Below are 14,403 nucleotides of genomic sequence, written 5' to 3' on the forward strand. Positions count from 1 at the left end.
AAAAAGTGTCACTTGGTGCAAGAAAACCAAATTTTCGCTCGAATATAGTAACTTATTATTTATAATGTAACTATAATTTCTTTGATTCGGAACAAGCATTTAGCGGAATTTAATTATTTTTAACTTAGAGTTACATGCATTATTTATCGTTAAGCTTTAAGTCAACAACGTCATATAATTTACAATTAGAAATCACAACAGGAACTTTGATAGATACGATTCGACGGAACCACTCAAGTCTCGTCGTGTTACGTGTTTTTGAGTTACTAAATCCGGGATGCTGTTTCCCATCTGTAAGACGCCAAGCTTTCCTTATGGGAGAAAGATGATGTCGTTGTTGCACGCGCCCTGCAGTTCTCTTTTGCAGTTCCGCAAATCCTCCCGCACGCCCCCTTGCTTTGAATGATTTGATGCTATCGATTCGATAGCGAGAGTTTTTGCGCCTAGCACAATCTGGTCATTTACTACAGAAATTTTCTTAGCTAGCAACCGGCAAGGTGGGTCCCTCCCCCGCCGGCACGCTAGAACGTTTTGCTTCTTATCCTTGGAGAACTAGCATGGCTCTTATCGACCTCGATCTGGGTAACTCTGATCAAACAATCGACTCCACGAACGCGCCCGACGCTTCCAACACCATCGACATCACCGCGCTTGGGTCTCACACCCTGACGGTGGACGGTGTAAACGCTACGATCGAGAGTGTTGCGGGCGTAAGCGCAGGAGCGACGCCCACTTACGCTGTCATCAATGGCGGAAGCTTGACGATCGACTCCGGATTGGCAGATCTCAGCGCGCTGTCCAGCGTCAATTATGCAGTTGGCGATGGTTCCGTAACCGTCAATGGCCCTACCCTTGCGGTCGGCTTGGTTAGTTCGCAATCGATCGATTTCACCGGTGACGGTGGTGCATTTGCCTACAATCCGGGCACACTAGGTGCCCCGACATTCGCGGTGACCAACCTCGGAGTTGGCGATTCGATTGCAGTAGGAACGCGAACCAACGGCACATTTACTTATGATGCTGAGTCGAGCACCGGCACCTTGACCTACCCCGGCGGGCTGCTCGGCGCCACAACCGTGACGTTCGATATCCAGAATCTGAGTCAAGCAGACTACGACGCCATCATTGCTGATAATGGTGGCAGCAACAGCGGTTTCGGCGAGTTCGTTTCGCCGGTGTGCTTCCTGCGTGGCACCATGATCGAAACGACCAAAGGCGAAGTGGCCGTCGAAGACCTCGTTGCTGGCGATATCGTGATCGGCCAATCCGGCGAGCGTACCGTCAAGTGGGTCGGTTTCCGCAAGACGTTCACCAAGCAGATCCCCGCTGATCGCCGTGCCGAGCACATGCCCATCCGCATTGTGCGTGACGCGATTGCCGAGAACGTCCCCAGCAAAGACATCGTGGTTTCGCCCGGACACCATGTCCTGGTCGAAGGCAAGCTGGTTCGCGCTCAAGACCTGGTCAACGGCAAGACGATCTACCAAGAAACGCATCACATCAGCTATGAGTATTTCCACGTTGAGCTCGACCAGTTCGACGTCATCAGCGCCCATGGCCTGATGTCCGAGTCTTGGGCCGATGGTGGCAACCGCGACTACTTCCAGAATGCCGACGTGGCGGCACTGCGTCCGGAAGATCGCCAACGTCGCCGTGCCGATCGTCCGGGCTTTGTCGCCCTGCGTAAAGGCCCTGAGGTCGTGCGTCTGCAAAGCGTGTATGCCGCTCGCGCTGAGCAACTGCAACAAGAGCAAGAAGCACAGCCGATGATTGCCTACGGCTGATCGTCCACGCTAGGCGGCGCCAGTGGCGCCGCTATTGCTAGGAGCTGACTTCCCGCCAGATACCGGATACGGTATCTGGCGGGAAGTTTTGCGTTTTACGATTCGATATTTTTTACCGCGATGGTTAAATCCTCGTCATTTTCTGTGGTTATGCTTTACTAAATTTTCTTAACGCTCATCTCGGAGAACGTCATGGCGGTTATTCCCGTTGATATTAGTGCGGACGATTACACAGTCGATCAAGGCGACTTAAACGCCGGCGATACGTTGGAGCTGACTGGGCTGGGCAGCAACACGTTGACCGTGGACAATGTCAATGCAATCGCTGATATCGATCCGGACGCAGCAGCAGCAGGCACGCCCACCTTTGCTCTTATCAATGACGGAAACTTGACGGTCAATATTGGGCAGGCCAATCTCTTCGGCTTGGACGGCATCAACTACGAGGTTGGCGACGGCTCCGAGATGACCCTTAATGGCTCTCTCAGCCAGGCTGGCTTCGTTGGGCCACAATCGATTGATTTCACTGGCGAAGGCGGTGGCACATTCCTCTACGCCCCGGGTGAGTCGGGACCAGAAGAAGAAACGACAGTATTCGAGGTGACCAACCTTAGTCAGGGCGATGCGATTTGGGTGGAATCGCGTACGAACGGCTCTTTTGAGTACGATGCTACGAGGAGCGTAGCCACCTTGACCTACGGCGGCTCGGGTGGCAGTCAGGAAACCGTGGCATTCGAGATCCATGGTCTGACGCAAGACGACTACGAAGAGATAATTTTTTTACATGGCGGCAGCAACACCGGTTTTGGCGAATTCATCTCACCAGTGTGCTTTCTGCGTGGCACCCTGATTCAGACAGCGAAAGGCGAAGTCGCCGTCGAGGATCTCGTCCCGGGCGATACCGTCATTGGTCAATCCGGCGAGCGCACGGTCAAATGGGTCGGTTTTCGCAAGACATTCACCAAACAGATCGCCCCCGATCGCCGTGCTGAACACATGCCTATTCGCATAGTGCGTGACGCGATCGCCGATAACGTCCCCAGCAAGGACATCGTGGTTTCGCCCGGGCACCATGTCCTGGTCGAAGGCAAGCTGGTCCGCACGCAAGACCTGGTCAACGGCAAGACGATCTATCAAGAAACGCACCACGTCAGCTATGAATATTTTCACGTTGAACTCGATCAGTTCGACGTGATCAGCGCTCATGGCCTGATGTCCGAGTCGTGGGCCGACGGTGGCAACCGCGACTACTTCCAGAATGCCGACGTCACGACACTGCGTCCGGAAGATCGCCAGCGTCGTCGCGCGGATCGCCCGGGCTTTGTCGCGCTGCGTAAAGGCCCTGAAGTCGAGCGTCTGCAAAGCATGTATGCCGCTCGCGCCGAGCAACTGCAACAAGAGCAGGACGCGCAGCCGGTGATCGCCTACGGCTGATCGGCATCACGCTAAGCGGCGCCTGTGGCGCCGCTATGAATGGAAACCGGCTTCCCACCCTGTACCGATATCCGATATTTGCGTGGGAAGCTTGCATTCTACGGCTGGCGCCCTCGAGGCACGACAGCGTATTGGGATCGCGCAGCAGAGACGTCTATCCAGCGCCCTCAAAACACCTATTTGCTGAATTTCCCCAGCAGCTCCACCAACAAGGGGCGGATGTTTTGCAACTGCTCCTGATGGACGGATGACAGTGATTCCAAGGTACGCTCGGCCAGCGGTGTCAGGTGCAACAGCGCGCGACGGCCGTCATTCGGATCAGCCTGGCGGGTCAACATATTCATTTGTACGAGGCGGTTGACCAGTTCAGTCGCGCTATGGGATTTGATGCATAGCCGCTGTGCCAGCTCGGTAACGGTGGGCGCCAAGAGCTGGCCTTTGATCGCCAACAGGGCCTGATGCTGTTGAGGCGCCAGCCCCTGGGCATGCGCCTCGATCTCGCTAAACAGCGCGAATCGGCGCAACTCATAACGAAAGTCCGCCAGCATAGCGAAATCCGACGGCTGCAGCGCAGCGCGCTGACCGGATGAATGAGCGGTAGAGGGTGTAGGGAGTATGACGGCGTCCATGGCGTTAATCATGGTACGCACGCTCGCGCATTATGGGCATTACGAAATCATTAACAATCGGCAATGTTGGCTATCGCTACGCATGTCGACAGGCGTCCGCTCTCGCGTACGTTAGAATTCGCCGCTACAGGGTTGGCCTATTTTTTGGGGGATGACTATGTGGCGCTGCCTGATTGTCGAAGACGACGCCGACAATGCCCGCTATATCGCCAACGGGCTGAAAGAGCTGGGTTATGACCCGGTCATCAGCATGGACGGCCCGACGGCTTTGCAACGTGCGACGACCGACCATTGGGACGCCATTATCCTGGACCGCATGTTGCCCAACGACGTGGATGGACTGTCGATTTTGTGGTCGTTGCGAGCGCTGGGCAAGAAAACACCGGTACTGGTGCTAAGCGCGCTGACTGCCTTGGACGAACGCGTGCGCGGCCTGAAGGCGGGCGGCGACGACTACCTGACCAAGCCCTTTGCCTTTCCGGAGCTCGCGGCGCGCGTCGAGGCGCTGATCCGCCGCGCCTCTCCGCAGTACGAGCAGCGTCAATTAACCGTCGCAGACTTGTCGCTGGATCTGGTCAGCGGGCACGTGACACGCGGCGGCAGAACCATCACGCTGCAACCACGCGAGTACAAGTTACTGGCCTACATGATGAACAATGCGGGCCAAGTTCTGACACGCACGATGTTGTTGGCCACGGTATGGGGCTATCACTATGACCCGCAAACCAACGTTATCGACGTACACATCAGCCGATTACGCCAGAAAATCGATGGCGAGGCGGATACGCCATTGATTCATACGGTACGCGGCGTCGGGTATCGACTGGCCGCGCAACCGCAAGCCGACGCTGGCAAACAAGGCCAGCCATGATTCAACGCCTGCGTCGGATGCTAAGCGGCATCTGGAGCTCGGTGGCTTTTCGCCTGACACTCAACTACAGCATCCTGGCGTTGCTGACGTCGTTGTTGTCATTGATGTTTGTGCATTACCAGAGCGTCAAAATTCTGGAGTCACAGTTTTCTCGTCAGGTACAGATGACGGCCCAGCGCATGAACGCGCATTTCGAACAAGGCGGGCTTGCCGGGCTGACGCGCGAGATCTCGCTGGAAATGGCGGATCACGTGAATACGGATACGGAAATGTTCATGCTGCTGGACCCCGTCGGCCGGATGTTGGCGGGCAATATCGCGTGGGATCCTATTGACGCGCCGCTCAGCGGCAGCGGCGTCATGCGTTCGGTACTGTTGCGGGGCCAACCCGCTCATGGCTATCTGGTCGCACGCAAGCTGCGGGATGGCTCCACGCTGATTATCGGTCACGACTTGCGAGACCTTTACGATCTGACCGAATTGATTCGGAATGTCAGCCTGGCCGCCACCGGCGTCATTGCCCTGCTGGTGTTACTGGGGGCGGTCCTGTTTCGCCGCGTACTGCAACGACGCGTAGAGATCATTCGACGTACCGCGAACCAAGTCGGCGCAGGCAAGCTTGGACAACGCATCCCGGCACATCCACGGCAAGATGAATTTGCGCTGCTATCGAGCGACATCAACGGTATGCTGGATCGTATCGAGCGGCTCATGCACGGCGTACGCAATGTCTCGGACTCGGTGGCGCATCATTTGCGCACGCCGTTGACGCGGATGCTGATGCGGCTGCGTACGATGGATTGGGACACTGCGCCACGACAAGACATTCGTGCAAACGTTGATCGTTTATCGGCCGAGCTGGAGGATCTCGTTAAAGTTTCGGAAAAACTTTTGCAGATCGCCGAGTTAGAGTCCGGCGCACGACGCAGGCGCTTTGAATCGGTGCGCCTGGACGCGATCGCACAAGACGTCGTCGACTTGTATGAAGCGGTGGCCGAGGAACAGCAGGCACAACTGACCCTTCAGAATCACGGAGATGCGCCGTTGCGGGGTGACCCGGACCTGTTGGCCGGCGCGATCGCCACGCTGGTGGACAACGCACTGAAGTACGCCGGCGACGACGCACGCATCCATATCGAAACGGCGCAAACCACAAAAGAAACCCTACTGACGGTCACTGATAACGGGCCGGGTATTCCACCCGGCAAAATCGAACGTATCGGCGAGCGCTTCTATCGCGCCCATCGACAGGTTCCGGGCCACGGGCTGGGGTTGGCAACCGTCAAGGCGATCGTCCGACTGCATGGAGGTCAAATGACGCTAAGCAATGCCGAACCGGGACTACGTGTGCAGTTGCTCTTTCCGTCAGGGTTAGATGCCAACATGGATAGCCAATAAGCGCGCTGCGCCACCAACACGAACGAGACGACGATGACCGTCATTTCTCGTCGCGACAGTGCTACGATGCTCTGGATTTCTGTTCTGAGGCGTTGCTGCGCTGAGGAAATCACGGCTTAATAGGTTTCCTGCTTAGCATCCTGTGTTCACACCCGGCCTGTAGTCCTTTTCTGGAGATATCGCTTGCTATTGGATTTTCTGAAGCTAGTCGGACTGGGGTTGTTCACGCTATTACCCGTTGCCAATCCATTGACCAGCGTCACGCTATTGCTGGCGCTAGGCAAGGACTATACGCACGAAGAGCGCAATCGCCAGGTCGACCGCGCTACGCTGTATGTACTGGGCATCATCCTGGTGTGCTTTTACGCGGGTAACGCCATCATGTCGGGGTTCGGCATATCGATCCCCGGGCTCCGTATCGCGGGGGGCCTGATCGTGGCTTATATCGGCTTTGGCATGCTGTTTCCGGCGACCAGCCAGAGCGAAGCCTCGGCCCAAATCGAGATGGCGCCGGACGAGCCGCGTGTTCATGTCGACGCGCCACACGGACCGCGCCGGCCACCACCTCGTGATATTTCATTTATTCCGCTGGCTCTGCCAGGCACCGCGGGCCCCGGCACGATTGCACTGATCATCAGCAACGCGACGACCATACACAGTACGCACGGATTGCAGATCAGCGCGCAGTTGGCGGTAATCACCGTCGCCGTACTCGTCGCCGGGATTTTCTGGATCTGCATGCGCAGCGCCGAGCGCATTAACCGGTTTCTCGGTCAATCGGGCATTGATGCCGTATCGCGCGTGATGGGCTTTTTGCTGATCTGCATGGGTGTGCAGTTTGTCATTAACGGGATTTTCGAGCTCGCGGGAAAATCCATGCCGGTCTAAGGGCCGACACAGGCCACCCGCGCGGTAGGCACCCGTGTGTGGCTACAGTGCCGGAGGCTCGATCCAGAAAAAGCGTTCGCCCTGCTGAACCATGTCGGCAACGTCTTGGGCGTGCATCCGGTATTCGGTGCCCATCAAGGTGGCGCCACCATCATCATGAATATGGATGACCGCCAAAGGGTCTTCCTTGATGGTGTACCAGTAGTAACCCGGCTTGAGATCGTGAAGTTTCGGTTCCATAGGCTCAGTATATCGACAAACCTTGGTGTACGAGTGTAACCGCCGCACTGAAGCAAGCGGAAATCCACCAAATTTCAGTCGATTACACAAATTCTGCGCCCCCTCTGACGGTCAGTGGCAAATTGATTGCTGCACCACAGCATTTTCATTTATCCGCTCGGCTGGCGTGTTGCGGATTGTCGCTATTGCGGCGGGTACGGTCATGCTCTAGCTGCCGAAAACACCGAAAATAGAACCGTCCTATCAACTCAGCTGCTTTGTGCAGCAGGCAGGTGCACATGAAAAAATGGTTTATTGCCGGTATCAGCGCCGCGGGGCTGCTGATCTCGAGCGCCGCCATGGCACGCGTCGACATCGGCGTCTCTATCGGGATTCCTGGCGTGGTCTATCCGGCTCCCGTATACGTAGTACCAGAACCGGTCTATGTTGCACCGCCCCCGATGGTGTACCACCGTCCCTATTATGTAAGATCCGGTCCGCGCTATTACTACGGCGACCGCCACCACTGGAAGGGTCACAAACATTGGAAGGGACACAAGCACAGACATCATCACCACCGCAGACACCATCGCGGCCATCGCTACCACGATGATTAAAGCGTCGTTCGGTGCCTAGACAAAAAGGCAAAAAGGCGGCCCTGACAGGGTCGCCCTTTTTTATTGGTGTGATGCCGGATGGAAAATGCCACCGGCGTCTATACGGCGACGCAATGCCGCCTTGATTTAGTTTGCCGGCCGGTCCGTGACCGGTGTGGGCTTGCTAGGCAAGCGCCGCGGGGTACTGGGGGCACGCCACCAGCCATTATGCGGACGCGTGCGCGAACTCTGGTTCACCATTGAATCGCACTCCGTTGATGCCCTCGAAGATTTGCAGGCTGCCCTGCTCGGCTTCGGTGCGGGTTGGGAACGGCGACTGGCCCGGTACAAGCCAGCTCTTCTCAGGTGCGTTGCCTCCAATGCGGCGAGTCCAGACTCGTACCTTGAAGCCTTGCCCATCGTCTTCAACGATGTCGCAACGTACACGAAAATCACCGATCATCCTGGAACTCATCTTTATTACCTCCCCCTAACCGTTGATAACAATACCCGCTTATATCGGGTCGGGCATATTGTGCCCTAAAGATGCGACCCTATTTTAGTGGATCACATTTACTGACATCAAAGATCAGAGAATGATTCGAAGGATAACGGGAAAATGCGACAACGATGTGGCAATCGATCAGCGAAATAGTTATATGCAAATTCGCTAATTGACGATGCCTGGGTAAGGCAGGCAATGACGGCCCGTCTATGCCTTGAATGAAGCAGCAACGGGCCTTGGCGAGATCAGGGTTGCAGAATGGTCAAACCACCCATGTACGGTTGCAATACCTTCGGCACGACAATGCTGCCATCGGCCTGCTGGTGGTTTTCCAGCACCGCGACCAAGGCACGCCCTACCGCCAGGCCAGAGCCATTGAGCGTATGCAGGTACTCCGGCTTGCCCTGGCCAACACGGAAACGTGCCTGCATGCGGCGTGCCTGGAAGGTTTCGCAATTCGAGACCGAGGAGATTTCGCGCCAGGTATTCTGGGCGGGCAGCCACACCTCGAGGTCATAGGTCTTGGCCGCGCCAAAGCCCATGTCGCCGGTACACAGCAGCACGACCCGATAAGGCAGCTCGAGCAATTGCAGCACGCGCTCGGCATGCCCCACCATTTCGTCCAGTGCCTGGTACGAGGCATCGGGATGGGTGATCTGCACCATTTCGACCTTGTCGAACTGGTGCTGGCGAATCATGCCGCGCGTGTCGCGCCCCCCGCTGCCCGCTTCGGAACGAAAGCACGGCGTATGCGCCGTCAGGCGTATCGGCAGATCGGCGCCAGCCACGATGGTGTCGCGCACGGTGCTGGTCAGCGTGATCTCCGAGGTGGAGATCAGGTATTGGTCTTCGCGGACAACTTCGTTGCCGCGATCGTCCAGTACCTTGGGATCATCGTCTTCGCCGCCCTTGGAGACAAAAAACATGTCGTCCTTGAATTTGGGCAGTTGGCCGGTGCCAAACAGCGTGGAGCTATTCACGATGTAAGGGGTATAGCACTCGGTGTAGCCATGCTGACCGGTCTGCAGATCCAGCATGAACTGCGCCAGCGCGCGATGCAAACGAGCGATCGGACCCCGCATGAACGAGAAACGCGCGCCGGACAATTTGGCGGCCAAATCAAAGTCCAGGCCCAGCGGCTCGCCGAGCGCCACATGATCTTTGGGCTCGAATGCCAACGGTGGCGGATTGCCATCGGCGGCGGGCTGGCCGGGCAACCAACGACGAACTTCGACGTTGTCGTCGGCCGAGCCGCCCGTGGGCACGCTCTCGTGGGGCAGGTTCGGAATGGCCATCAGCCACTCGCTGAGCGACTGTTGCACGACCGTAAGATCGTCTTCGAGTTGCTTGAGTTGGACAGGAATCGCCTGCGACTCTGCCAGGACAGCAGAGGCATCCTCGCCTTTTGCCTTGAGCTGGCCAATTTGTTTGGCTAATGCGTTGCGGCGTGCCTGCAGGGTTTCGGTTTCCGTTTGAACGGCCTTGCGGCGGGACTCCAGCTCGTTGAACCGTTGCGTATCGAATTCGACGCCACGGGTTTTGAGGCGGTCTACGACGGTTTGCAGATCTTTGCGCAGCAGTATCGGGTCTAGCATGGGCGGCAGGAGTAAGGTTGAAAAGAATGGTGGCGCAACGGCTATCGTTGCTTGGCGCGTTCCTGAGCATCTAACTCACGCAGAAACGCCAGCTTTTGCTGGATTTTAGCCTCTAGGCCGCGATCGGTTGGCCGGTAGAAGGAAGCTTTCACGCCATCGGGGAAATAGTCTTCTGCAGCGGCATAGGCATGCGGCTCGTCATGGGCATAACGATAGGCGTGGCCGTGGCCGAGCTGTTTCATCAATTTTGTAGGCGCGTTACGCAGATGCAGCGGCACGGGCGCGCTGCCATGTTCTGCGGCGAACTTGCGAGCCGCATTGTAGGCGTTGTACACCGCGTTGGATTTCGCGGCGCAGGCCATATAGACCACGGCTTGCGCCAGGGCGAGCTCACCCTCGGGCGAACCCAGGCGTTCGTAGATGTCGGCGCCATGCACCGCCAGCTCGGTCGCGCGCGGGTCGGCTAAACCGATGTCTTCGATCGCCATGCGCACCAATCGGCGCGACAGATATTTCGGATCGGCGCCGCCGTCGAGCATGCGCGAAAACCAATACAGCGCGGCGTCGGGACTGGAGCCGCGCACGGCTTTGTGCAAGGCGCTGATCTGGTCGTAAAACGCATCGCCGCCCTTGTCAAAGCGACGCAGATTCTGCGAAAGCGATGTTTCCAGCCACTCGGCATCGATTTGGTCACGACCCGCTGCCTGGGCGGACTCGGCGACAACTTCGACGGCACTGATGAGACGGCGCGCATCGCCATCGGCCCAGGCAGCGAGCTGCTCGCGCGCGTCAGGTGTAATGCGCACCGCGGCTGAGTCTTCGTGCCCATCGTTGAGCGCCAGGATCGCGCGATCAAGCAGTTGCTGCAGTTCCTCGGCGTTAAGGGATTGCAGCACGTAAACGCGTGCGCGGGACAGCAGGGCCGAGTTGACCTCGAACGACGGATTCTCGGTGGTCGCGCCGATAAAGGTAAACAGACCGCTTTCGACATAGGGAAGAAACGCGTCCTGCTGCGCCTTGTTGAATCGATGCACCTCGTCGACAAACAGGATGGTGCGGCGCCCCTGGCCTTGGGCAACCTGGGCGGTGACCACGGCATCGCGGATGTCCTTGACGCCCCCCAATACCGCGGAAATCGCGATGAATTGCGCATCAAAGCTATCGGCCATCAGCCGGGCCAGCGTGGTCTTGCCCACGCCTGGTGGCCCCCAGAAAATCATCGAATGCGGACGGCCGGACTCAAAGGCGACGCGCAGCGGCTTATCGGGCCCCAGCAGGTGCGACTGACCAACAACATCGGAAAGGGTGCGCGGCCGCAGACGCTCGGCCAGTGGAACATAGGGCCGGTGCGCGGGATCGGCGGCAAACAGATCGTTGCTCATGGCGGCGAAATCACAGCGGGCCGCTTTGCGGCCAAAACAAGCATTACACCATGACGCGGCGGCACGCTACATCTTGACGACGTCGACGCCCGCCGGCGGGGTGAAACGGAATTCGTCAGCGGACAACGACGGGTTTGACTGAATGCCGGAGAGCTCGACACGAGTGGTCTGTCCAAATGCATCGAGCAACTCGACCCGTACGGGCAGATTCTTGTTCAGCCCGATATCGACCTGGGCAAAGCCGGCATCCGCCGTGCGGGGCTTGGCTCGCAACCATTCGAGGCCATCGCGAGCGGGCAGCGCCGTCACATCAAAGGCCTGCTCCAGATCGCCGGAACCAAACAAAATGGCAGCGGGTGACGTACCAATGGCCTGATCCACCTGCCGTGTCGTGACCTGCGCCAGATCAGGGTCGTATTGATACAACTGTTGCCCATCAGACACCACCAACTGCTCGTACGGCTGGCTGACGGCCCACTTGAATTTGCCGGGACGCTGAAAGGCGAAAGTCCCGCTCTGGGCGCGCTGCGTTGTCCCCTGTGGCCCTGTGGTGGCTTGGGTGAACTTGCCTGTCGCACTGTGGACCTCGGCAACGAAGGCCTTGAGTTGTGTTCGTGCATCAGCAGCCAGGGCTGCCAGAGGGCTCAGCGCCAATAGCGCGGCCGTGGTGGCCGTCGCGATGGCGGCGGTCCAGGAACGACGTAAACCGGGCATCAGGCTTCCTCTTTGGACGGCACCAGGATTTCCCGGTTGCCGTTGGATTGCATTGCCGACACCATACCCGATTGCTCCATTTGCTCGAGTAACCGGGCTGCACGGTTGTAACCAATTCGCAGATGACGCTGCACCAGTGAAATCGAGGCGCGACGATGCTTGAGCACGACCTCGCACGCCTGGTCGTACATGGGGTCGCTTTCGGCATCGGCCATTCCCGTGACGCTGCTTACGCCATCGCCGGTCTCGCCTTCGAGGGCCCCTTCGAGCAGGCCTTCGATGTAGTTGGGCTCGCCCTGTGACTTCAGGTGATTAACGACACGGTGGACTTCGTCATCGTGCACGAACGCGCCGTGCACCCGCACGGGCAGACCGGAGCCCGATGGCATATACAACATGTCGCCTTGTCCGAGCAGGGTTTCCGCCCCCATTTGATCCAGGATGGTGCGCGAGTCGATTTTCGACGATACCTGGAAGGCGATACGCGTGGGAATGTTGGCCTTGATCAGGCCGGTGATGACATCGACGCTGGGACGCTGTGTGGCAAGAATCAAATGGATGCCGGCCGCTCGGGCTTTTTGTGCCAGGCGCGCGATGAGCTCTTCGATTTTTTTGCCCACCACCATCATCAGGTCGGCCAATTCGTCGATCACCACCACAATCGTGGGCAACGGCGACAGGGGTTCGGGCTGATCGGGCGTCAACGAGAACGGATTGGGGATGGGTTGCTCGCGCTTGATCGCGTCGTGGATCTTGGCGTTGTAACCCGCCAGATTACGCACGCCCATTTTGCTCATCAGGCGATAGCGTTTTTCCATTTCGCCCACGCACCAGTTCAGTGCATTGGCGGCATGGCGCATATCGGTGACGACCGGCGCCAACAGATGGGGAATGCCTTCGTAGACGCTCATTTCGAGCATCTTGGGATCGATGAGGATCAGGCGCGTCGAGGCGGCGTCGGCCTTATACAGCAGCGACAGGATCATGGCGTTGATCCCCACCGACTTACCCGAACCGGTCGTCCCCGCCACCAGCAAGTGAGGCATTTTGGCCAGATCGGCCACCACGGGGTTACCGGCGATATCCTTGCCCAGCGCCATGGTCACCACGGAATGGCTGGCGTGATAGGTCTGCGACCCGAGGATTTCGGAGAGCTTGACCATCTGGCGACGCGGATTGGGCAACTCTAGGCCCATCAGGTTTTTGCCAGGGATGGTTTCCACCACGCGAATACTGACCAGACTGAGCGCGCGCGCCAGATCCTTGGCCAGATTGACGATCTGGCTGCCCTTGACCCCGGTAGCAGGCTCAATTTCGTATCGCGTAATCACCGGGCCGGCCTGTGCCGCGACAACGGTCACATTCACCCCGAAATCAGCTAGTTTCTTTTCGATCAGGCGCGAGGTGAACTCGATGGTTTCGGCCGATACGGTTTCCAGACTCTGTGCAGGTGCATCGAGCAGACTGATTGCGGGCAAATCGCCCTCGCCTGCCGGCGGCGCAAACAGGGTTTGCTGCTTTTCTTTTTCGACACGATCAGAGCGCGGCACCACGGTAATGGCGGGTTCGATGCGTACGGGTTGCTCGTGCGTCAGCTTTTCGTGCTTGGCCTCGACCTGCTCGGTACGCACGGCCTTGGCGACCTCTCCGACCTTGCGATCCTGACGGGCCGTGTACGAATCGCGCACCCGTCGTGCCAGGCCCTCTACCCAGGCCCCGACGCGCTCGGCCACCTGCAACCACGAGAATGAGAAGAACAAGCTCAGGCCGATCGCCAACAGCACCAGTAACACGAGGGTGCCGCCCGTAAAGCCCAGGCTCTGCGCCAAGACCCCGGCCAGCATCTGGCCGATGACGCCGCCCGCGCCGCTCGCGCCGTCGGTGCCGCCGGGCAAATGCATGCCCCAGCTATACAGGCGCAATGCCTCGATACCAAGAGAGCCGATCAGCACCAGGAAGAAACCGATGCCTTCTTCCCAGTGAACGCGTGGCAGGACCTCGGGCTGCTTGTTATCCGCACGTAACTGACTCGCCAAACGGCGATAGCCTGCCCGTACGCGATGCAACAGCAATATGACCCACCACCAGGCGGAATAGCCGAACAGGTACAGCAAGATGTCCGACAAGGATGCCCCGAGGGTGCCTCCTTGATTGTGGATGACGCCATTGGTAACGGAATGCGACCAACCAGGGTCTGATGGAGACCAAGTGGCCAGCACCAGCGTCAACCAGGCCGCCATAGCGGCAAACAGTATCCAGCGTGCTTCGCGAAGCAAAGCGGAGATACGCGTTTGCAGCGGCGAAGGGCCGTTACGGGTGTTGCGCGAGGCGCGCGGAGAGGCAGTTGAAATACGTGGCATATGCCTCATTATAATTGGGCATCCATCTA

General features: G+C 58.1%; 13 protein-coding genes. 6 read left to right on the forward strand and 7 right to left on the reverse strand.

Annotated features, from left to right (window positions below):
- The first annotated feature begins 557 nt into the window (after nt 1-557).
- Nucleotides 558-1,784, forward strand: coding sequence for a Hint domain-containing protein (locus ACNAZS_RS10855; RefSeq protein WP_415789132.1), 1,227 nt, complete (start codon nt 558-560; stop codon nt 1,782-1,784).
- 192 nt (nt 1,785-1,976) lie between these two features.
- Complete coding sequence (locus tag ACNAZS_RS10860) at nt 1,977-3,218, forward strand: Hint domain-containing protein (protein WP_415789134.1); 1,242 nt, start codon at nt 1,977-1,979, stop codon at nt 3,216-3,218.
- Between the two features lie 176 nt (nt 3,219-3,394).
- Here the strand turns inward: ACNAZS_RS10860 and ACNAZS_RS10865 are convergent, their stop codons facing one another.
- Complete coding sequence (locus tag ACNAZS_RS10865) at nt 3,395-3,847, reverse strand: MarR family transcriptional regulator (protein WP_415789638.1); 453 nt, start codon at nt 3,845-3,847, stop codon at nt 3,395-3,397.
- 157 nt (nt 3,848-4,004) lie between these two features.
- Between ACNAZS_RS10865 and ACNAZS_RS10870 the strand changes: the two genes are divergently transcribed.
- From ACNAZS_RS10870 to ACNAZS_RS10880, 3 genes are all read left to right on the forward strand, one after another.
- Nucleotides 4,005-4,718, forward strand: coding sequence for a response regulator transcription factor (locus ACNAZS_RS10870; RefSeq protein ID WP_415789136.1), 714 nt, complete (start codon nt 4,005-4,007; stop codon nt 4,716-4,718).
- Nucleotides 4,715-6,115 (forward strand): sensor histidine kinase, encoded by a 1,401-nt coding sequence (locus ACNAZS_RS10875; protein WP_415789138.1) that lies wholly within the window; start codon nt 4,715-4,717, stop codon nt 6,113-6,115. The genes ACNAZS_RS10870 and ACNAZS_RS10875 overlap by 4 nt, the downstream gene beginning before the upstream one ends.
- Before the next feature lie 183 nt (nt 6,116-6,298).
- The gene (locus tag ACNAZS_RS10880; RefSeq protein WP_415789140.1) at nt 6,299-7,003 is read left to right on the forward strand and encodes a MarC family NAAT transporter; all 705 of its coding nucleotides are present in this window, start codon (nt 6,299-6,301) and stop codon (nt 7,001-7,003) included.
- A 42-nt stretch (nt 7,004-7,045) separates the two neighbouring features.
- Here ACNAZS_RS10880 and ACNAZS_RS10885 read toward each other — a convergent pair whose 3' ends face one another.
- Complete coding sequence (locus tag ACNAZS_RS10885; protein WP_415789142.1) at nt 7,046-7,243, reverse strand: hypothetical protein; 198 nt, start codon at nt 7,241-7,243, stop codon at nt 7,046-7,048.
- A gap of 278 nt (nt 7,244-7,521) precedes the next feature.
- Here ACNAZS_RS10885 and ACNAZS_RS10890 point away from each other — a divergent pair, with 278 nt between their 5' ends.
- Nucleotides 7,522-7,839, forward strand: a complete 318-nt coding sequence (locus tag ACNAZS_RS10890) for a virulence factor (protein ID WP_415789144.1) — start codon at nt 7,522-7,524, stop codon at nt 7,837-7,839.
- A 205-nt stretch (nt 7,840-8,044) separates the two neighbouring features.
- Here ACNAZS_RS10890 and ACNAZS_RS10895 read toward each other — a convergent pair whose 3' ends face one another.
- From ACNAZS_RS10895 to ACNAZS_RS10915, 5 genes are all read right to left on the reverse strand, one after another.
- Complete coding sequence (locus ACNAZS_RS10895) at nt 8,045-8,293, reverse strand: hypothetical protein (protein WP_415789146.1); 249 nt, start codon at nt 8,291-8,293, stop codon at nt 8,045-8,047.
- A gap of 275 nt (nt 8,294-8,568) precedes the next feature.
- Nucleotides 8,569-9,918 (reverse strand): serine--tRNA ligase, encoded by a 1,350-nt coding sequence (gene serS / locus ACNAZS_RS10900; protein ID WP_415789148.1) that lies wholly within the window; start codon nt 9,916-9,918, stop codon nt 8,569-8,571.
- 41 nt (nt 9,919-9,959) lie between these two features.
- Complete coding sequence (locus tag ACNAZS_RS10905; RefSeq protein ID WP_415789150.1) at nt 9,960-11,300, reverse strand: replication-associated recombination protein A; 1,341 nt, start codon at nt 11,298-11,300, stop codon at nt 9,960-9,962.
- Nucleotides 11,301-11,366: 66 nt separating this feature from the next.
- Nucleotides 11,367-12,014 carry an outer membrane lipoprotein chaperone LolA gene (gene lolA / locus ACNAZS_RS10910; RefSeq protein WP_415789152.1) on the reverse strand — a complete coding sequence of 216 codons (648 nt, stop codon included), beginning with the start codon at nt 12,012-12,014 and terminating at the stop codon, nt 11,367-11,369.
- Nucleotides 12,014-14,374, reverse strand: coding sequence for a DNA translocase FtsK (locus ACNAZS_RS10915; protein ID WP_415789154.1), 2,361 nt, complete (start codon nt 14,372-14,374; stop codon nt 12,014-12,016). Before ACNAZS_RS10915 ends, lolA begins: the two co-directional genes overlap by 1 nt.
- Nucleotides 14,375-14,403: the final 29 nt, after the last annotated feature.

It is taken from the genome of Bordetella tumulicola, assembly GCF_965138755.1.
GTDB classification, from domain to species: domain Bacteria; phylum Pseudomonadota; class Gammaproteobacteria; order Burkholderiales; family Burkholderiaceae_B; genus Bordetella_A; species Bordetella_A tumulicola.